Below are 21,217 nucleotides of genomic sequence, written 5' to 3'. Positions count from 1 at the left end.
ACTATCATGGCTAATATCAGAAGTAGATATAACAAGTTGGTGGTCGACTTTCGCTATATGAACAAACGCTGTAGAGAAACGACAAACCTTATAGACACGCCAGCGAATCGTAAGAAGCTTGAAAAAGTGATTGAAAAAATGGAAGCAGAGATTACCTTGGGCATATTTAGTTATGCTAAGTATTTCCCCAAAAGCGATAAATGCGATGAGATGATGGCGTTAAGTGATCGCAAGGACTGTCTTCAAAGTGACGTCCTTTCATTTAAGGAATTTGCGCTGCTATGGTTTTCTGAAAAAGAGATCGAATGGCGTGATACTTACAAACGTAAGATTAAAGAAATTATTGATATGTATTTATTGCCTAAGTTTGGCACTAAGCCTATCCATATCATAAAAAAGACAGATGTATTAGCCTTCCGTTCATCGCTCGCCAAAGTAACGTACGGAAAAGCTAACAAGCATCTGTCAGCGGCACGCATCAATTCGATCATGGTACCTTTAGGTATGATACTAAAAGAAGCAGCGAAACGCTATCAGTTTGATAATCCTTACTACGATATCAATGCGCTCAAACAGCCCAAAACAGATATTCAACCATTCACACTGAACGAGGTTTGGACGTTTATTAATGGTGTGAGAGCAGACTATCGCAATTATTACTTGGTACGTTTTTTTACAGGTATGCGTACGAGTGAGATTGATGGGTTGACGTGGGAGAACATTGATTTTAATCGACGTGAGATTGTGATCAAACAAGCTTATGTCAAAGGTAAGATTGTTCCTCCTAAGACTCAAGAGTCTTATCGTGCGATTCAAATGTCACCTTGGGTCTACGATGCTCTAAAGGAACAGCAGGCCATCACTTATAAGCGATCTGACTATGTGTTTTGCGCGCATACGGGTGAGCCACTTGATTACAACAACGTGAATAAACGTGTTTGGCACCCTACTCTTAAGATTTTAGGTCTCAAAAAGCGTAATGCTTATCAGACTCGTCATACTGCAGCAACGCTTTGGCTAGCGGCTGGCGAAAGTCCTGAGTGGATAGCCAGTCAAATGGGACACGCTACGACTAAGATGCTATTCAATACGTATAGTCGTTATGTACCAAATATGACAAGGCAGGATGGCAGTGCGTTTGAAGCATTGGTCAATCGCAGTCAATTGGTTCAATCCTCTGCTGACCAGGAGACGTCACAATGAAAATCATTAATTATGAAAAGCTGTTTAGCGAGTTTAAGCCTGATGGTGCGATCAGTGAAGATGCCAATGAAATTGCTAATACGCTTATTCGTGAGCTATGCGTATCTACTGGTTCCAACCTAGCGCGTTTTTTGGGAATAAAAAGCTGTTTTGATAATCATATGGCGATACGCGTATGGGTACAGAAACGCTTAGATGCTAATAGTGGCTATATGGTTGACGAGATGTGCAGCCAGTTAGAAAGCGAGCTTTATGTCCTTTTACCGCAAACCATCTATGGCTACTAAGGAGAATACTATGAGTATAAGTTTCGTGTTCGACCCAACGCTTAATGAGGCAGTTAAAGACTTTTGCCGTGAGTACTGGTCTTATAATTCGCCTGATAATTATCTCGCTCATGTAGAGATCCTATGTCAGTCTTACGGTATAAGCTACTCTTTACTGTTTAGGACACTCTCGAAATGTCAGGCCTATCTAGACGATGTGCATTGTGAGTACTGTGGTCGTCCATACCAGCTTGATGTCCCAGCAGATATACCTTATGCAAGAAGTTTGCGGTCTTGGTTTTGCGAAGGGTGTATCAGCTTTTCAGGTGGTCAGATTACTGTAAGTAGATAGACTACTAAGTGTAATTAATTACCAGATAACTTAGGTTATCTGGTTTCGCATTCAATTAACTAGCGACATATACTGTCGTTTTAAATATATTATTCATTGTTTTACGAACAAAGTTCCGTTAAAGTAAATCCGTATTCAAATTCTACGATACTTTCAATAGACGGAACTATTATGGCAAAATCCAGCAATCCCTATACCGACAATAGCTTTGCCTCCTCCGACCTAAAAACCATCTTGCATTCCAAACGCGCCAATATCTACTACCTCTCCCACTGCCGCGTCATGCAAAAAGACGGCAGAATTCTCTATCTCACCGAAGACGATAAAGCCAACCTGTTCTACAACATTCCTATTGCCAATACCACCTCCATTCTACTCGGTACGGGCACCTCCATCACCCAAGCGGCGATGCGTTTGCTATCCCAAGCTGGCGTATTAGTAGGGTTTTGCGGTGGCGGAGGTACGCCGCTATTTATGGGATCTGAGCGTGAAGTCTTCGTCGAGTGGCTGACCCCGCAAAGCGAGTATCGACCGACAGAATATGTGCAAGGTTGGCTCAGTTGGTGGTGGGATGACGATAAACGCCTAGCTGCCGCTAAAATGCTACAACATGCGCGTCTAGCCTACTTACAAGCCGTTTGGGGTAAAGATGTCGATCTAAAACGTCAGGGATTTGATAGCAGTCGTGATGACATTAAAGCGCTCATCGATAATAATATTCGTCAAATCGATCAGCAAACTGAGGTCATGCACTTATTGCAGTTAGAAGCTCGTCTGACCAAAAACCTGTATAAACTCGCCGCCAAAAACACCGGCTACGACGGCTTTACCCGCGCCCATGATGGCATTGATAAAGCCAATGGTTTTCTCAATCACGGCAACTACCTTGCCTATGGACTGGGTGCGACGACGGCATGGACGCTAGGTATTCCGCATGGCTTCGCAGTGATGCATGGCAAAACCCGGCGCGGCGCATTGGTATTTGATATTGCCGATATTATCAAAGACGCCCTAGTGCTGCCCCTCGCCTTTATTTGCGCCAGCGAAAATATGAGCGAGCAAGAGTTTCGCCAGGAGTGCTTAAACTTATTTACCAAACATCATGCACTGGATTATCAGTTTGAAGCCGTTAAACAGATTGCTATGAATAAAAGCTGGCAGGTGTAGAAAATGATCGTTACCTTTGTCTCTCAATGCGAGAAGAAATCGCTAAAACGTACTCGCAGAATCTTAGACGTCTTTGCCAACCGTATTGGTAATAATGTGTGGCAGACGGCGATTACAGAAGATGGATTAAAGACAGTTAAGCAGCTACTACGTAAATCTGCGACCAAGTCTACAGCGGTGAGCTGTCATCGTAATAAGACGCGCCAGCTGACCGAGCTGGTATGGATTGTGGGGAATAAGCGGCGGTTTAATGAGGTGGGTGTGGTTCCTGTGAACCGTACCAAAAGAAATATTCTGCATAGTGAGTGGGAGAATGAATGGAGTTATGCCAGTAGTATTCAAATTATCGCTACACTTGCTGCATTACTCCACGACATTGGCAAATCAACGATTGGCTTTCAAAAAAAGCTTATACAAGGTAGTAAACAAGGCGATTCTTATCGGCATGAATGGATATCATTAAAACTGTTTGAGCTGATGATTGGCGATTGCAACACTGACGAAGCATGGCTTGACCGTTTAATGAATTTAAATAAATGGTTAGAAAATAACAATATAGAAAATCTACTATCTAATGCTAATAAAGATGTCGTCAATATAAAAGCTATGCCGCCCCTAGCACAGTGGGTCGCTTGGCTGATTGTCACTCATCACCGCTTGCCACCTATCAAAAAGGTTTTTTACCCTTACAAAGATATTCAACGTTTGCAATTACCCCAAAATACGTTAGAGATTAAAAGAGACTTAAATCAGTTTTATGGAAAAATTGAGCCATTCGACTATTGGGTAAAAAACCCTAAGTCGTTAGAGGAGATGACCAAAGCGCAATTAAAGGACTTTTGGCACTTCGATCAGTTAGTCATTAATAGCCTAGCTTGGCAAAAGAATATCAGGCGTTGGTCTAAAAAAGCCTTAAATAACCCGACCTTAATGCAAATAAGCCAACAAGCTTCTGAGAATAAGAAAGCCATCAGTGACCCGTTTTTATTGCATTTATCACGTCTGTGTTTAATGGTAGGTGACCACAATTATTCTAGTCTTAAAGAAGACGACTCTCGCTGTATCAAGGTTGATAGCAGTTTTAAAAAGCTAGCAGCTAATACTGACAGAAGCGCTAGCACACCGACTGTTAAACAATCTCTTGAGGAGCATTTATTAGGTGTTGGAGCTTTTACAGCACATTTTTGTCGTGCGCTACCTATCATTGCAAGCGAAATGCCAACACTACGTAATCATGATCCATTAGCTAAACCTACTGGGATTGAACGTTTTAAATGGCAGAATCAAGCTTTCAAGATGACTTATGGTTTGCAAGAAGCCACGCGCGAGCATGGGTTTTTTGGCGTTAATATGGCATCGACAGGTGCGGGTAAAACCATCGGTAATGCACGTATTATGTACGCTCTAGCTGACCCAAAAAAAGGAGCGCGCTTTACTATCGCTTTAGGACTGCGGATTCTAACCTTGCAGACCGGTTTAAGCTTTCGTAAAAACTTAAAATTGGCAGGTGACCAGTTAGCCATATTAGTCGGTGGTAGCGCCAATAAAAAATTGTTTGAGCTGGCATACGATAACAAGACTAATGATATTAATGACATTATCGGTGAATATAAAAAGGACGATGAGCCTGATAATGAGTCTGAAACTTTCGGTAGTGAGTCCATCGAAGATTTGTTAGATGAAATCGTCGATAGCGACATTGACTATCAAGACTATGAGGCGCTGAATCTCGATACGGTCATCGCTAGCCCTAAAGCACGCGATTTAATATTTGCGCCTATCGTGACCTGTACCGTTGACCATATTATCCAAGCCTCTGAGTGCAAACGTGGTGGTAAATATATTGCCCCCATGCTACGACTGCTCAGTAGTGACTTAATACTCGATGAACCTGATGACTTTGATCAAGCGGACTTGCCTGCGCTGTCGCGTTTAGTGCATCTAGCAGGACTTTTTGGTACGCGAGTGCTGCTTTCATCTGCAACCTTGACCCCTGACTTGGTGACAGGACTGTTTGAAGCCTATATGGAGGGGCGAAAACTATTTAATCAAAGTCAGAATAAACCTACGCCAAAAGTAGTTTGCGCATGGTTCGATGAGCAGCCCAAAGCGATGCTATCGGAACAATGCAGCGACGTTAATGGCTTTCAAAACAGTCATAAACAATTTTGTGATAAACGTGCCAGCTATTTAGCCCAGCAACCTATCAGACGTAAGGCAGAAATACTGCCTTTTTCAGCTAACTATACAAAGGATAAAGCGTCGCAGTTTTATAGCACTTTGGCGCAGACTTTGGTTGATGCTGCCATAGGCTTGCACTATAAGTATCATGAAGTGTCTGATAATAAGCTTCAAGCTGATAAAGATGTGCGGGTAAGCATTGGACTCATTCGCGTTGCCAATATTAACAACATTACCAGTATCGCTATGCAGTTATTTAAAGCAGACAGCATAACGGTACCAGATGACACGGTTATACATGTAGCGTGCTATCACGCTAAGCAGCTTTTACTACTGCGCAATGCTTTGGAGAATAAGCTGGATAGAATTTTAGACCGTAGCGATAGTAAAGTTGGCATTTTTGATCATTCTGAGATTAAGCAAGCCATTGCTAATAACCCTAATAAAAATCATATCTTTATGGTACTGGCTACTCCTGTCGCAGAAGTCGGGCGCGACCATGATTATGACTGGGCAATCGTAGAACCCTCCTCTATGCGCTCTATCATTCAGCTGGCTGGGCGTGTCTGGCGACATCGTCCTGACAAGGTCGCTAATGAGCCAAATATCCTGCTGCTGCAATACAATATTCGCTACTTTAAGTACCCTAATGGCAAGCGCCCTATCTTTACCCATCCAGGATTTGAGACCACGCTGTTTAAACCACCAAGCTACGATTTGAATGAGCTAATGACAGCAGAACAATTAGCACAAGTTGATGCCAGACCTAGAATTAAAGCAGCTCATGATAAAACAGTAGAAACGCTGAGCGACCTCGAACACCAAGTTATGCGACATCTCCTTAACAACCCTAAGCTTAACTATGTCAATGCTTACTGGGATAGCAAAGCCACAGCCAATCGTACGCATACTCATCTACAGCAAATCAGTCCTTTTCGAGCTGGCACTCCGCAAGACGATTGGTTATTAATTCCGCGCATGGTTAATGATAACGAAGAAACTGATGTGCCAACGACAGGATTTGATGCTTACTATGCAGAAGATGTATTTGAAAAAGGTTTAGTTAAATCTACCATCCATAATAAAACCATTCAGCCGCTAGACTTTAATTTTGAGCACGCGCAAATAAAGCCGTGGTTGAGCACTTCATTGAATGACGTCTTGCAGGACTTACAAGTGGCACAGCCTGATAAGAGCTTGCTTTCATTAGCCATTACCTACTCGTCAGTGTCACTTGATAGCATCAAGGCTAATAACAGTCGCGGCTGGGTGTTTCATGAGTTTTTTGGTTTTGTGCGGGAGTGAGTTATTGGCATGAAAAAAGCACGGCGTTAACCGTGCTTCTTGATTGAGCCAATCCACCTATGCGGTGGTGAAATTTAATATTGTGTATGACATTTTCTAAGCCATTTAAGCAATGGTGTACTATAATAACAAATCGATTATTTTATTTAAATATTATGTATGACATGGTTGATTATAATTTAAGCTTATGCTTTAATGCTTTAGTCAACTATTCAATACTGATGTTGGCTTTTACTTATAGGTTCATACGAGGTAATTGATTATGGCGAGAAAAACACATCATGTTGTGCCAAATTCGGAAGGTGGCTGGGATGTTAAAGGTGGTGGTAGCAAACGTGCCATTAAACATCATGAGCGCAAAACAGATGCAGTTGACCATGCACGTGGAATCAGTCGCAATCAAGAGTCTGAATTAGTTATTCATAATAAAGATGGCAGAATCAGCAATGCTGATAGCCATGGTAATGACCCTTATCCCCCTAAAGATAAGCGATAAACTTATTTTCTGATACTGTAAGGCGTATAGGTATTCCATATCTATACGCCATCCTCAGAATATTACTAAACGTTATTTAGGATACAATCTATGACTGACATACCCCCAGAGCTAGCAAGCAATGCGGTCAACGCCTTTCTTGCTAGCCAATACGACAAAAAGACTGAAACCGAGCAAAAGCAGCTCGCTAAAGCCATTGAAAATAAGGAGCATGAAAAGGCTTCAGAGTTAAAAGAAACCTTAGCAGATGCTAAAGATAAATATAGCGTCAATAATTGGATTGCTGACGCTGCAACGCGCATGGCAAAGCAATTAAATTTTGGTACGCATATCTCAAAAGGGGTACACCCTGACGCCAAGGGCGATAACGTCAGTTTTGAAGTCATAAATAATTTATCAGAAACCATCGTCGGTACGCACTCAATAGATAGTAGCTATATTGATGCTAATGGTAATGCTGCTGCCCTGCCCCTTGCGGCTTTTTTCGATTTTGAAATAAATGAGACAACTAAAATTCGTGATCTTATTCTAGACGATAATACTGACTTTGTTGCTTCACTTAACAGTGACCAGACTCTTGCAAATACTTACCAACAGACCTTTAAAGAGGCACTACAAAACAACATTATTGAGCCTGTCACTCATGAGCGTAATAAACAGACCTTATGGGTGACCAACGCTTATGAAGAGACCGACATTGAGCAGCTTAATTATATTAATATCGTCCCGCTTTATCCTTCTGTACTTACCCATGAAGTTTACCAACGCGTCAATCATCTTAAATTTTCTGATGAGAATAAAGCTGCCCGCGATAATCGCTTTAAGAAAACTGCCGAACAGCGTCCTTATGTGAGCTTAAATAATTTGGCAACCGTTCAGCTTGGTGGCACTAAGCCGCAAAACGTCAGTCTGCTCATGAGTAAACAAGGTGGGCGTAACTACCTCCTCCCCTCTCTGCCACCAATCATCAAGCAAGACCGCGCTTTTAAATTATCCAAATTTGCCAATAGTATCTTTAGCACTGGCATGGAATATAACGCCCGCGAAGCCATCCAAAATATTTTTAAGTCCATTAAAGATACGCGCAATATTTTCGATGTCAGAGACGCGCGCAAACGAGCTATCGATGAAGTGTTATATCAGATATTTGCCGCAGCAGAAGATATCCGCACTACCCTACATGCTGGCTGGTCAAAAGACTATGAGCTTGACCGCATTGAGAAGCTTTGGCTCGACCCCAAACGCGCCGACCTTGAGGGTGAAGCTGAGTTCAAAGCAGAACGTGAAGAAGATGATGCTTGGCATAGTCAAATCGTTCACCGTTTTGCGCGTTGGCTCAATACCTTAATGCAAGCTGAATTTAAGCAAATAGCCAACGATTTTGGTGATGCTGAACATCTGGAATGGGAACGTGAGATTGAGGATATGAAAAAACGCTACGAGCGCGCAGGCAAAGGAGTATTTTTATGAGCCGCATAGATGATGACAATAGTATTGGTGTGGTTGGCTATTTGATGTTTAAAAAGGTCGTTATTGAAGGGGCAAATACTATCTCAAGTCCACTGACTTATGGCTTCCCTGCTATCACTGGGTTTTTGGGTAGCTTTCATGCGATGTCACGAAAAATGGCAGATGATGAGCTGCTCTCTGATGTCTGTTTAGGCGGTGTACTGCTTGCCTGTCATGACTGCCAACCTCAAATGTATCGCCCTAATAGTTATAACAACTACACTTTTAACCAAACGCGCAATCCCATCAAAAAAGATGGCAAAACCGCCTCTATAATTGAAGAAGGCAAATGCCGATTGGTGATGACCTTTGTAGTCGAGATATTAGGTACAGATACCTTAACTAATGAGCAGCAAGATTATGCCATGCAAAAAACCAAGCAATGGCTACAGCAGCAGCGCATGGCTGGTGGTAGTGTAAGGGGCTTGGCAAGGTTTGAGCCAGTGCAATTCTTTGATAAAGATGACGTCAGCTCTATTACTGCGCAATTACTGCCGGCTTTTGTGTTGATGGACGCGCAGGACGACTTTGCCGAGATTATCGATAAGGTGCAAGCAGACAACCCAGACGCGACGCCACTAGACGCTTTGATAGATGTTTGTACACTACATCATATTCCTGAAACCCAAAAAAACGGCGATACAAAGTGGCTAACTACCTCACGTAAAAGCGGACACGGCTGGCTAGTGCCTATGCCGATAGGCTATCAAGGTATCTCTGATTTATATGACGCTGGCATGATGCAAAACGTGCGCAATCCTGAATATCCTAGTCAATATGTTGAAGCTATATATAGCCTTGGCAAGTGGGTTTATCCGCAGCGTTTAAATAGTGTCGGCGGTGATAATGATATTGCTAATGCGTTTTGGCGCTACCACTATGATGCTGATGAATCACTTTATTTAGTCACTCAAAATCAAGAGTTTTAATTTTACTTTGTTCTAATCAATAACCCGTTCAATTAACTTTTAATTTCTTACAATCATGGAGAATAATATGTCAAAAACAGCCCTAAAAACTGCATCCGTCCTAGCCTTTGAGCGTAACCTTGATATCTCAGATGGTTTCTTTGCACAAACAGACAGCCAAACTGCTAACGCTAAAATTAGTCCTGTAACCATTAACGAAAAGTCTGTCCGAGGTACGATTAGTAACCGTCAAAAAAGCGCCATTGCTAAAGACCCTGCCAAGCTCGATGCCGAGATTCAAAAAGCCAATCTACAAACGGTAGATTCAGCCTCATTAGATGAAACCAATGATACTCTGATTGTAACGTGGAGCTGTAAGGTATTGCCGTTCACTGGTAAGCCTAGCGTCTGTAACGACCAAGATTATCAACAGGCCTTAGTCTCAACGGTACAGGATTATTTGGATAACCAAGGCGTTAATGAGTTGGCTCGTCGCTACGCCAGCAACATCGCTAATGCTCGCTGGTTATGGCGCAACCGCGTGGGCGCTGAAAGTATTAAGGTTGAGGTCAGCTGTGATATTGATGGTACTAAACACGACTTTGAATTTGATGCAAAGTCCATTTCACTAAAAGACTTCAATACAGACGATAGCAAAATTAATGAACTGGCTGGGCTGATTGAAAAAGGCTTAAATGGAGACGCTTTTATCATTTTATATGTAAAAGCCGCTGCCATCATGGGTTATGGTCAAGAAGTTTATCCTTCGCAAGAGCTGGTACTTGATACGGGTAAGAGCAAAAGTAAAATCTTGTATGAGATTAATGGCAAAGCAGGCATGCACTCGCAAAAAGTCAGCAATGCCATTCGTAGCATTGACGATTGGTACCCTGATGCTGAGTTCCCTATCGCTATCGAACCTTATGGTGCAGTCACGACATTAGGTACTGCTTTTCGCCAACCTAAAGATAAAATGGACTTCTACAGCCTGTTTGATAACTGGGTATTAAAAGGTGATACGCCGGACGTCAACCAGCAGCATTATGTGATGGGTGTACTTATCCGTGGTGGTGTGTTCGGTGCCAGTGGCAAGGAGTAAGTGATGACCGACTCAACGACAAGCTTGACTCATTACCAAGAAATTACTCTATTACCTGATCCTGAAATCAGTAGATATTTCATCTGGAGTAAGCTATTTACCCAATTTCATATTGCCTTAGCGGAGATGAAAAACAAGCACAGCATCGAATCTATCGGTGTTAGCTTCCCTGATTATCATTATGATGAAAAGGGTAAATCATCTAAGCTTGGTCTAAAACTTCGAGTCTTTGCCCCAAGCCAAAAAGACTTAGAGACCCTCAATCTCGATAAATGGCTGGAGCGATTGACGGACTATGTGCATGTGAAGCGCATCAATGAGGTTGGTGACAAAGCCAAAGGGCACGTTGTGATCAGACGCTACCGCCATAAAAATGTGCTCAAGCAGGCTGAAGCATTCGCTGAGCACAAAAGCATTACGCTGGAGGCGGCACTGATACACTGCGCCAAACACAAGCAGGATAACAAACCGTATCCGTATATCAACTTAAGGAGTATCAGCAACAATCAACCCTACGCATTATCTATCATTCAAGAAATGGCAGATAATGAGACTCAAGGGTCGTTTAACAGCTATGGCATTAACAATGCGGCAGATAAGGTTACTGTGCCCCATTGGTAAGCTACTTATAAGGTAATGACGAATTACCCAAAAATTGGGACAAAAAACCCTTTTTTTAAGCTATTTAAAAACTTGTAATAAAATCAATCAGTTAGATTAGGGCGAAAAACGGAGGGTAAAATAGGGTGTTTCACTCTCCACGCCTTGTTGTAATTGAGTTTTTTGAGGTATAATTCCTCTTCCTCACCGCATAGGTGACTTAGAAAATTTTGCATAGGGGTAAGTCATGTCATTTAACCTTCCTCACCGCATAGGTGACTTAGAAAACAATAGCATCAATTTTAGTTTTTAGCCACTTCTTCCTCACCGCATAGGTGACTTAGAAAACTTTAACGAATGACGGTATCGGTGACGGTATCTTCCTCACCGCATAGGTGACTTAGAAAGCTAAGTAGAGATAAAATTTCTTTTTGACGCTCTTCCTCACCGCATAGGTGACTTAGAAACAAACGCGATCAGAAGCACATTAAAGCTATTGCTTCCTCACCGCATAGGTGACTTAGAAAACCTTTTTTGGCTTGTATCTGTGCATGAATGCCTTCCTCACCGCATAGGTGACTTAGAAATTTACAGCGCAAGACCTAGCTGCTTACGACACCTTCCTCACCGCATAGGTGACTTAGAAATAGAGGATATAACAATGAATTATCCAGTAATGCTTCCTCACCGCATAGGTGACTTAGAAAGCTAAAAACCCTATCTTGTTTGACTTTGACAACTTCCTCACCGCATAGGTGACTTAGAAATTATAGCGCCGCTGATATTAGCTACTTGATAACTTCCTCACCGCATAGGTGACTTAGAAACTGTCTTATCAGGTTGGCCAGTAAAGCATTGCACTTCCTCACCGCATAGGTGACTTAGAAAGTAGAGCCTTTAAAGCGGAGTCTTTAGCTTCTCTTCCTCACCGCATAGGTGACTTAGAAAAAACGTAACTATAAAGCTCTTTTGATGTTTTTCTTCCTCACCGCATAGGTGACTTAGAAATTTACCGTTGGGATTTTTCCAATCACCGCGATCTTCCTCACCGCATAGGTGACTTAGAAAACACGCCAAAAAACGTCTTGTCCCTCTACATTCTTCCTCACCGCATAGGTGACTTAGAAAAGCACCGCCCTTTAGCAACCTTTTGCCGACCTCTTCCTCACCGCATAGGTGACTTAGAAAAACAAGAAGCCGCAGGCTGGGAATGGGTGCTCCTTCCTCACCGCATAGGTGACTTAGAAAGCTGGATTCGCTACTACGAAGCGCATAACGAGCTTCCTCACCGCATAGGTGACTTAGAAAACATGCGCTCTTCAGCGCCCACAAAGTCGCTACTTCCTCACCGCATAGGTGACTTAGAAAATAACGCGGTAAAGCTCAGGCAACCATTGCTCCTTCCTCACCGCATAGGTGACTTAGAAATAAGAAAAGCCATCTCCCTACGATACGATAGACTTCCTCACCGCATAGGTGACTTAGAAATTTTTCATTGGTTACTTGTTTGGCATAATCATCTTCCTCACCGCATAGGTGACTTAGAAACAATAGACTTGCGGATCATCTTGCCGCCAATTCCTTCCTCACCGCATAGGTGACTTAGAAAACTGGCAAAGGTATTACTGCCAAAGGTGAATACTTCCTCACCGCATAGGTGACTTAGAAATCACCAATCCCCACGCCTTGCGTCTTAGGTTTCTTCCTCACCGCATAGGTGACTTAGAAATAGACACCTAGTAATCCTCGATACCTCAAGCCCTTCCTCACCGCATAGGTGACTTAGAAAATATATGAGACGGTGTAAGTCTTAAAGGTCATCTTCCTCACCGCATAGGTGACTTAGAAAAGATAGCACAGCCGTCCGAGTTGCCGATATCCCTTCCTCACCGCATAGGTGACTTAGAAATGAGCGTATTGCGCTGTCATTTCCTGAGCATACTTCCTCACCGCATAGGTGACTTAGAAAATGACTATTACTGGCAAGACAAACATCGCCGACTTCCTCACCGCATAGGTGACTTAGAAAAGAGCGCGACCCTGTGACCGGACAGACTTACTCTTCCTCACCGCATAGGTGACTTAGAAAAAAACAATTTTGGATATACCTTGCCAGTTTAACTTCCTCACCGCATAGGTGACTTAGAAACTTGACCGTCAAATTGACAGTTAAGGACTAAACTTCCTCACCGCATAGGTGACTTAGAAACTGAGCGAGCAGGGCATGACTGTCACTGAGTACCTTCCTCACCGCATAGGTGACTTAGAAAAGATAGCACAGCCGTCCGAGTTGCCGATATCCCTTCCTCACCGCATAGGTGACTTAGAAAGTTGTAAAATCAATGCCCATTGCTCTTGCTGTCTTCCTCACCGCATAGGTGACTTAGAAATGCGGCATTGTCGGCTTGGTTTGTGCATTAGTCTTCCTCACCGCATAGGTGACTTAGAAATGTCTGAGTGCATGATGCCAAGCAGTCCAGTTCTTCCTCACCGCATAGGTGACTTAGAAATTGCGATGTGGTTTATTATAAGTAAACTTTTACTTCCTCACCGCATAGGTGACTTAGAAACTACGGCTCGACGGATATCAAAATGAGGGTCTCTTCCTCACCGCATAGGTGACTTAGAAAGTTAAGCGTCAAAGTGCCAGCATCTAAATCAACTTCCTCACCGCATAGGTGACTTAGAAATTTTGTCGCTGAGTTTGAGCGCATTGTAAAAGCTTCCTCACCGCATAGGTGACTTAGAAATCAAGTAGTCTTTTACGTTTATTCATCGTAGCCTTCCTCACCGCATAGGTGACTTAGAAATGCTGAGCCTTTTGACCCTGCTGGCATTATCTCTTCCTCACCGCATAGGTGACTTAGAAATGCTCGTCCTGCTCGACTTCATCGGTTTCAACCTTCCTCACCGCATAGGTGACTTAGAAATGAAATCAAGTGTCCGTTTGGCTCAGATGCTACTTCCTCACCGCATAGGTGACTTAGAAATATGCATATGTGTATGTGTCCCATCTTGTCACCTTCCTCACCGCATAGGTGACTTAGAAATAACTACTTTCAAGCAAACCATAAAAATATTGCTTCCTCACCGCATAGGTGACTTAGAAATCAGCACGCTCTCTAAAATCTCGCATTGACTGCTTCCTCACCGCATAGGTGACTTAGAAAAAAACAGACGGCTGGTAACAACGGTGAGCCAGCTTCCTCACCGCATAGGTGACTTAGAAAGTCCTTGCGTCAGTATCAACAAGATAGCCAGTCTTCCTCACCGCATAGGTGACTTAGAAATGATATTTCCATGAGCTGCGGATAAGCTCGACCTTCCTCACCGCATAGGTGACTTAGAAAGTGTCAAATTTAAAGCCTCTGTGCGTAGCGTACTTCCTCACCGCATAGGTGACTTAGAAAGCTTTGATTGTTTGATATTGCTCTGACTCGTACTTCCTCACCGCATAGGTGACTTAGAAAGATGACGACCTTGCGCTAGACAGCACGGAGATCTTCCTCACCGCATAGGTGACTTAGAAAGGAGTCGTCAGAGGCGAGGAATTTAATAGCATCTTCCTCACCGCATAGGTGACTTAGAAATAGACGATGCTGCTATTGGGCTGTATGAGCCACTTCCTCACCGCATAGGTGACTTAGAAATCAGTGATTAACTCGATGATGGTGGGATTATCCTTCCTCACCGCATAGGTGACTTAGAAACATAGGTTGCCGCTTGCCATAAATTTATCCTTCTTCCTCACCGCATAGGTGACTTAGAAAAGTACGGTCAATGACGGTTGCCAGTTGCTTAGCTTCCTCACCGCATAGGTGACTTAGAAAGAGGCAGATAAGCCAGTCATCATCGAGTTAATCTTCCTCACCGCATAGGTGACTTAGAAACTGAGACCGATGACGACCTTGCGCTAGATAGTCTTCCTCACCGCATAGGTGACTTAGAAACCGCTGATATTGAGGCAGCGGCGGCCAATGTCCTTCCTCACCGCATAGGTGACTTAGAAAATTCACAGTCAAATCGAACTTCTAGCCCGATGCTTCCTCACCGCATAGGTGACTTAGAAAGAGCTTTTACCGTGAGCTTGAGCCGTTAGAGACTTCCTCACCGCATAGGTGACTTAGAAAGCTAGAGATGCTCACGGTTATGCAGGAGGTCGCTTCCTCACCGCATAGGTGACTTAGAAAGAAAATCTGACGCATAAAAAAATCGCCACTATCTTCCTCACCGCATAGGTGACTTAGAAATCAGCTATCCATTGTAGTGAGTTGATAGGCGTCTTCCTCACCGCATAGGTGACTTAGAAATTATGCTCAACAGCACTACTCAGCTATATCAACTTCCTCACCGCATAGGTGACTTAGAAAGTAACCACTATGTACTAGCTGACCGTTTACTACTTCCTCACCGCATAGGTGACTTAGAAAAGCCACAACACAAACCAGCATACGACCACTACGCTTCCTCACCGCATAGGTGACTTAGAAAATATCTCGCCGCGCTCACCGTCCTCGTGCCATCTTCCTCACCGCATAGGTGACTTAGAAAAACCGCTGAAATCGCTAAGCAGTGGAAAGAAGCTTCCTCACCGCATAGGTGACTTAGAAAAATGGTGTACCTAACATACTGGCTTGGGTGTACTTCCTCACCGCATAGGTGACTTAGAAAACAGTCGAAGAAGTAAGCGAAGCACCTGAGCCCTTCCTCACCGCATAGGTGACTTAGAAAATTCACTAAGGAGAGCGACATGAAAAAGAAAACTTCCTCACCGCATAGGTGACTTAGAAATAGCGGGGCAACGCAAGGATTTAAGACGATGACTTCCTCACCGCATAGGTGACTTAGAAACTGACCTTGCTTGATTGTTATTTCATTGCCTGCTTCCTCACCGCATAGGTGACTTAGAAACTGACCGCCTTTGATGATCTCGCCACGTTTAACCTTCCTCACCGCATAGGTGACTTAGAAATCAGGCGCTAGTGGTATCGTGTACTTGTCATCCTTCCTCACCGCATAGGTGACTTAGAAATATAAAAAATACAGGTTTACGCATAATTACAACTTCCTCACCGCATAGGTGACTTAGAAATAACCATGTACGACAACCCAAGACACATTAAACTTCCTCACCGCATAGGTGACTTAGAAATACAACGTCAACACTGACGGCGGTTAAAGGCACTTCCTCACCGCATAGGTGACTTAGAAATAAAGGTGATGCGTGATGACTGATTATTCAAACTTCCTCACCGCATAGGTGACTTAGAAAGAGAACGCCAGAGCAGCAGATGAGGAGTCAGCCTTCCTCACCGCATAGGTGACTTAGAAATAGCAATGGCGCCTGGTAACCAGTCGGATTGTCTTCCTCACCGCATAGGTGACTTAGAAAGTAAGCAATCGGTAAACATGCAGTTTTGGCACCTTCCTCACCGCATAGGTGACTTAGAAAATTCGCTCGCCTTGCAAACCAAACTCATCGGCCTTCCTCACCGCATAGGTGACTTAGAAATATGGTCAGGTTGGTCACGGTTGGACGTACCGCTTCCTCACCGCATAGGTGACTTAGAAATCGCTAACTTCGGTTAATAAAGACTCTTTGCCCTTCCTCACCGCATAGGTGACTTAGAAACTGACCTTTTTTAGCGCCTTTGATTGCGATAGCCTTCCTCACCGCATAGGTGACTTAGAAAACAGTTTGACCACCACGATACGAAACGTCATACTTCCTCACCGCATAGGTGACTTAGAAAAACCTCGACGCACAACTCGCAGCAGAGCGAGCCTTCCTCACCGCATAGGTGACTTAGAAAACCGATTAGGTGGTTTTTTATTGTCTAAAAATCTTCCTCACCGCATAGGTGACTTAGAAACTTACCATCGCCTCGCATCTCAAGACCATCTGACTTCCTCACCGCATAGGTGACTTAGAAAGCAGATCACGACTTGTACTACGAACTCGCAGACTTCCTCACCGCATAGGTGACTTAGAAATCTGCTGCTTGCTCGTAAATGTCGTGCCAGTACTTCCTCACCGCATAGGTGACTTAGAAAGTAATGCGGTATCAGGTTGCTAAATCGGCTATCTTCCTCACCGCATAGGTGACTTAGAAAGTGAGCCTGAGAAGTTTGAGCCAGTGTATGACGCTTCCTCACCGCATAGGTGACTTAGAAACGTTGAGATAAACGGTATCGTTTCACCGCGGCCTTCCTCACCGCATAGGTGACTTAGAAAGCCCATGATTTGTAGATAATCAATCATGATTACTTCCTCACCGCATAGGTGACTTAGAAAATGCGGTCAATAGATAGTGCGACATAGCGCAGCTTCCTCACCGCATAGGTGACTTAGAAACTTGCCAACCGCTGCTACGTGGCGGTTTTGGTCTTCCTCACCGCATAGGTGACTTAGAAAACATGATTGTCTTGGTCTGCGTCTTGCGCTCGCTTCCTCACCGCATAGGTGACTTAGAAATACCGCTTTTAACTGTTTTCGTTTCTGCCATTCTTCCTCACCGCATAGGTGACTTAGAAATTTGCCAGGCATCTTCTCCGATCCTGGCTTTTCTTCCTCACCGCATAGGTGACTTAGAAACCTGCCCAGTCTGTCGCAATGTCAGCGCGGCCTTCCTCACCGCATAGGTGACTTAGAAAGGCAACAACGGTGAGCCAGTCAAGCCGAATATCTTCCTCACCGCATAGGTGACTTAGAAAGTCTTTGTGCTCAATCATTGTTATCTGTCTCACTTCCTCACCGCATAGGTGACTTAGAAAGAACAGTCACAGCAGCCAAAACAGACAGCCGGCCTTCCTCACCGCATAGGTGACTTAGAAAGTTCTATCAAGGATTGTTTGCAATACTGACGCCTTCCTCACCGCATAGGTGACTTAGAAATTTTGGTTTAGCCACCACTGTTGGCGTGCGCTCTTCCTCACCGCATAGGTGACTTAGAAACATACCCAAGCAAACGCACCCATCAAGCGCGACCTTCCTCACCGCATAGGTGACTTAGAAATGAGCCAACAGAGGCGGTCGAACATGATGAAGCTTCCTCACCGCATAGGTGACTTAGAAAGATACCTTTCATAAAATTATCAACATCAAATTCTTCCTCACCGCATAGGTGACTTAGAAAAATTGAGGCCGCCAAATGACCGAGCCATTTTTCTTCCTCACCGCATAGGTGACTTAGAAAAGTTGCATGATGAAATCATCAAGGGTATTCGTCTTCCTCACCGCATAGGTGACTTAGAAATTCCAAGAAAATCATAAAAATCAGCAACATCTCTTCCTCACCGCATAGGTGACTTAGAAAACTATCTAGCGATGGTCTACCAATAATATTCGCTTCCTCACCGCATAGGTGACTTAGAAATAACGAATCAGGCCCATCAGGAAACAAATCAACTTCCTCACCGCATAGGTGACTTAGAAAACACTCGCTGAACTTCAAGCAGACAAAGACCACTTCCTCACCGCATAGGTGACTTAGAAAAGTCACAAACGATAGTAGCCCAATCACAAAACCTTCCTCACCGCATAGGTGACTTAGAAAGTGAATTATCATTTGCTAGGGCTGCTATCAACCTTCCTCACCGCATAGGTGACTTAGAAATTCTGATGCACCCGTTGGCAAAATATGGTCAACTTCCTCACCGCATAGGTGACTTAGAAACTAACAGCGATTTAAGACCCTTTGACCATGATACTTCCTCACCGCATAGGTGACTTAGAAAAGCGAAAGACGTTGTTATTCCATTCTTGAGTGCTTCCTCACCGCATAGGTGACTTAGAAAATAATCTGCGCGGTTGTGGCAATTCGGGACGCCTTCCTCACCGCATAGGTGACTTAGAAAATAAAAACCGTAAAGAAGCCAACGGTCTAAAACTTCCTCACCGCATAGGTGACTTAGAAACATGGTGCGTAGGTGGGCGGATTCTTTATAAACTTCCTCACCGCATAGGTGACTTAGAAATATCCAACTTAGAAACAACAAAGACGGTTTTTCTTCCTCACCGCATAGGTGACTTAGAAAAATCCAAAGACCGGCGATCATATCAAAAGTTTCTTCCTCACCGCATAGGTGACTTAGAAAAGAAGAAGTTTATACCGAGTGTTTGACGCGGACTTCCTCACCGCATAGGTGACTTAGAAAATACTGACCAAGCTTGCCGTTACCGCGTGCCACTTCCTCACCGCATAGGTGACTTAGAAATAAAGCCGGGCACCCCAAAATACAATCAGACTCTTCCTCACCGCATAGGTGACTTAGAAACATGCTCTAAATTTAATCTTTCTCATCATTTTCTTCCTCACCGCATAGGTGACTTAGAAATCATGGTTATACCAAGCACTTATCTTTTTTCCTTCCTCACCGCATAGGTGACTTAGAAAAGCCCAATAAACAAACAATCAACCCTTTTGACCTTCCTCACCGCATAGGTGACTTAGAAATTGCTTCTTCGCTCGCCCAATCGCGCGTCTTGCTTCCTCACCGCATAGGTGACTTAGAAAAGCGTCTCACTGGGGCGGCAACCAGTCCAAAACTTCCTCACCGCATAGGTGACTTAGAAAGTCAAGATTGACAGTGTATTGACTTAAATAGCCTTCCTCACCGCATAGGTGACTTAGAAACGGATATTTTTTGATATACGCCATTTAGTGTTCTTCCTCACCGCATAGGTGACTTAGAAATTATTTTGATTAAAACTGCACTTCGATTGATACTTCCTCACCGCATAGGTGACTTAGAAACCAGCGAGCTGCATCTTTTAAGTGAGCTCGTACTTCCTCACCGCATAGGTGACTTAGAAATGTTGTAATTATTTGCTCATATTGACGATTGTCTTCCTCACCGCATAGGTGACTTAGAAATGTACGCCACCATCATCAGCTAATAGAAGCTCCTTCCTCACCGCATAGGTGACTTAGAAACCTACCTTTGATAGTGTAGAAGTCAAAGAGCATCTTCCTCACCGCATAGGTGACTTAGAAATTATTGATAGATATATCAATGCGGGTTTAGCACTTCCTCACCGCATAGGTGACTTAGAAATGCTGTTATCGTCATCATTTTAGGCTGGTTTACTTCCTCACCGCATAGGTGACTTAGAAATTGTCCGTCTGGTCAGCATTATGAGGGCGATGTCTTCCTCACCGCATAGGTGACTTAGAAATGAGTACGCATTAGGCGGCTATGATCCCTATTCTTCCTCACCGCATAGGTGACTTAGAAAATAGACGTTATGACCTTGCAGTAACTTAGCAGCTTCCTCACCGCATAGGTGACTTAGAAAAAAGCCCTAGAGTTCACAAGAATGGTGGTGGCCTTCCTCACCGCATAGGTGACTTAGAAATTGAGCATCAACATAATCAGCCGACGCAAAATCTTCCTCACCGCATAGGTGACTTAGAAAACCTTCTACAGCTTTATAACCTAAGTCTGCTCCTTCCTCACCGCATAGGTGACTTAGAAAATATTCTTTACGCCTTAGATGGTAAGGGTTTACTTCCTCACCGCATAGGTGACTTAGAAATGCTGGGTTAAGCGCAACAGGTGTGACCCCTGCCGTCAAATCCGTATAACTAAACTTGGGAGATTTTAATTACGCAGCCTGACGATAATAGTCAAATCACACCTGTCTTGGCGATTTATAGCCCAAACCCTTTTGAATTCTAGTCTGATTGTAGTACAGCTCGATGTATCTAATAATATCGTTGATCGCTGCAAATCTAGTCTTATAATCCTGATGATATACCAGCTCGTTCTTTAAAGTGCCCCAGAAGCTTTCTATTGGAGCATTGTCGAAGCAATTACCTTTAGCGCTCATTGAGCCTGTAAATTGATGCTGCTTAACGATCTTGTGGTAGGCGTGACTACAATACTGGCTGCCTCTGTCAGAATGGACTATTAGTTTTTTGGCAGGTCGTTTGTTCTTGATGGCCATGTTCAATGCGTGACAGACCAAATCTGCGGTCATGCGTTTGTTGATCGCATAGCCGACCAGCTCTTTAGTGTATAAGTCTTTGACTCCTGCTAAGTACAGCCAACCCTCATGTGTCCAGATATAAGTAATATCGCTTACCCATGCTTGGTTAGGGCGATTGGCATCAAACTGCTGATGCAGCA

10 protein-coding genes and 1 CRISPR repeat array are annotated in these 21,217 nt (G+C 43.7%); of the genes, 9 read left to right on the top strand and 1 reads right to left on the bottom strand.

Annotated features, from left to right (window positions below; all coding sequences use genetic code 11):
* Positions 1-6 precede the first annotated feature (6 nt).
* The 9 genes from JMX98_RS02895 (at position 7) to cas6f (ending at position 11,107) form a co-directional block, all read left to right on the top strand.
* A complete protein-coding gene (locus tag JMX98_RS02895; protein ID WP_201584579.1) occupies positions 7-1,203 on the top strand; it encodes an Arm DNA-binding domain-containing protein in 1,197 nt (398 codons plus the stop codon).
* Complete coding sequence (locus JMX98_RS02890; RefSeq protein WP_201584576.1) at positions 1,200-1,490, top strand: hypothetical protein; 291 nt, start codon at positions 1,200-1,202, stop codon at positions 1,488-1,490. Before JMX98_RS02895 ends, JMX98_RS02890 begins: the two co-directional genes overlap by 4 nt.
* A gap of 502 nt (positions 1,491-1,992) precedes the next feature.
* Positions 1,993-2,988, top strand: coding sequence for a type I-F CRISPR-associated endonuclease Cas1f (cas1f, locus tag JMX98_RS02885; protein ID WP_201584573.1), 996 nt, complete (start codon positions 1,993-1,995; stop codon positions 2,986-2,988).
* A gap of 3 nt (positions 2,989-2,991) precedes the next feature.
* Positions 2,992-6,474: a type I-F CRISPR-associated helicase Cas3f gene (cas3f, locus tag JMX98_RS02880; protein ID WP_201584570.1), complete on the top strand. Its 3,483-nt coding sequence runs from the start codon at positions 2,992-2,994 to the stop codon at positions 6,472-6,474.
* A gap of 262 nt (positions 6,475-6,736) precedes the next feature.
* The gene (locus JMX98_RS02875) at positions 6,737-6,970 is read left to right on the top strand and encodes a DUF2188 domain-containing protein (protein ID WP_192524384.1); all 234 of its coding nucleotides are present in this window, start codon (positions 6,737-6,739) and stop codon (positions 6,968-6,970) included.
* 90 nt (positions 6,971-7,060) lie between these two features.
* On the top strand, positions 7,061-8,440 hold the full coding sequence (csy1, locus tag JMX98_RS02870; RefSeq protein WP_201584567.1) for a type I-F CRISPR-associated protein Csy1: 1,380 nt from the start codon (positions 7,061-7,063) through the stop codon (positions 8,438-8,440).
* Positions 8,437-9,408 carry a type I-F CRISPR-associated protein Csy2 gene (gene csy2, locus JMX98_RS02865; RefSeq protein ID WP_201584564.1) on the top strand — a complete coding sequence of 324 codons (972 nt, stop codon included), beginning with the start codon at positions 8,437-8,439 and terminating at the stop codon, positions 9,406-9,408. The genes csy1 and csy2 overlap by 4 nt, the downstream gene beginning before the upstream one ends.
* A 67-nt stretch (positions 9,409-9,475) precedes the next feature.
* On the top strand, positions 9,476-10,486 hold the full coding sequence (gene csy3, locus JMX98_RS02860) for a type I-F CRISPR-associated protein Csy3 (RefSeq protein ID WP_201584561.1): 1,011 nt from the start codon (positions 9,476-9,478) through the stop codon (positions 10,484-10,486).
* A 3-nt stretch (positions 10,487-10,489) separates the two neighbouring features.
* Positions 10,490-11,107: a type I-F CRISPR-associated endoribonuclease Cas6/Csy4 gene (gene cas6f / locus JMX98_RS02855; protein ID WP_201584558.1), complete on the top strand. Its 618-nt coding sequence runs from the start codon at positions 10,490-10,492 to the stop codon at positions 11,105-11,107.
* A 178-nt stretch (positions 11,108-11,285) separates the two neighbouring features.
* Positions 11,286-20,624: a CRISPR direct-repeat array (repeat unit 28 nt; unit sequence CTTCCTCACCGCATAGGTGACTTAGAAA).
* Positions 20,625-20,720: 96 nt separating this feature from the next.
* On the opposite strand, the gene JMX98_RS02850 is transcribed toward cas6f, so the two are convergent.
* Positions 20,721-21,217, bottom strand: a 497-nt coding sequence (locus JMX98_RS02850) for an IS3 family transposase (protein ID WP_201584556.1), incomplete at its 5' end; no start/stop codon positions are given.

The sequence above is a fragment of the Psychrobacter sp. HII-4 genome, from assembly GCF_904846595.1.
Taxonomy (GTDB): Bacteria; Pseudomonadota; Gammaproteobacteria; order Pseudomonadales; family Moraxellaceae; genus Psychrobacter; species Psychrobacter celer.
This window is presented reverse-complemented; position numbering and strand designations above follow the sequence as displayed.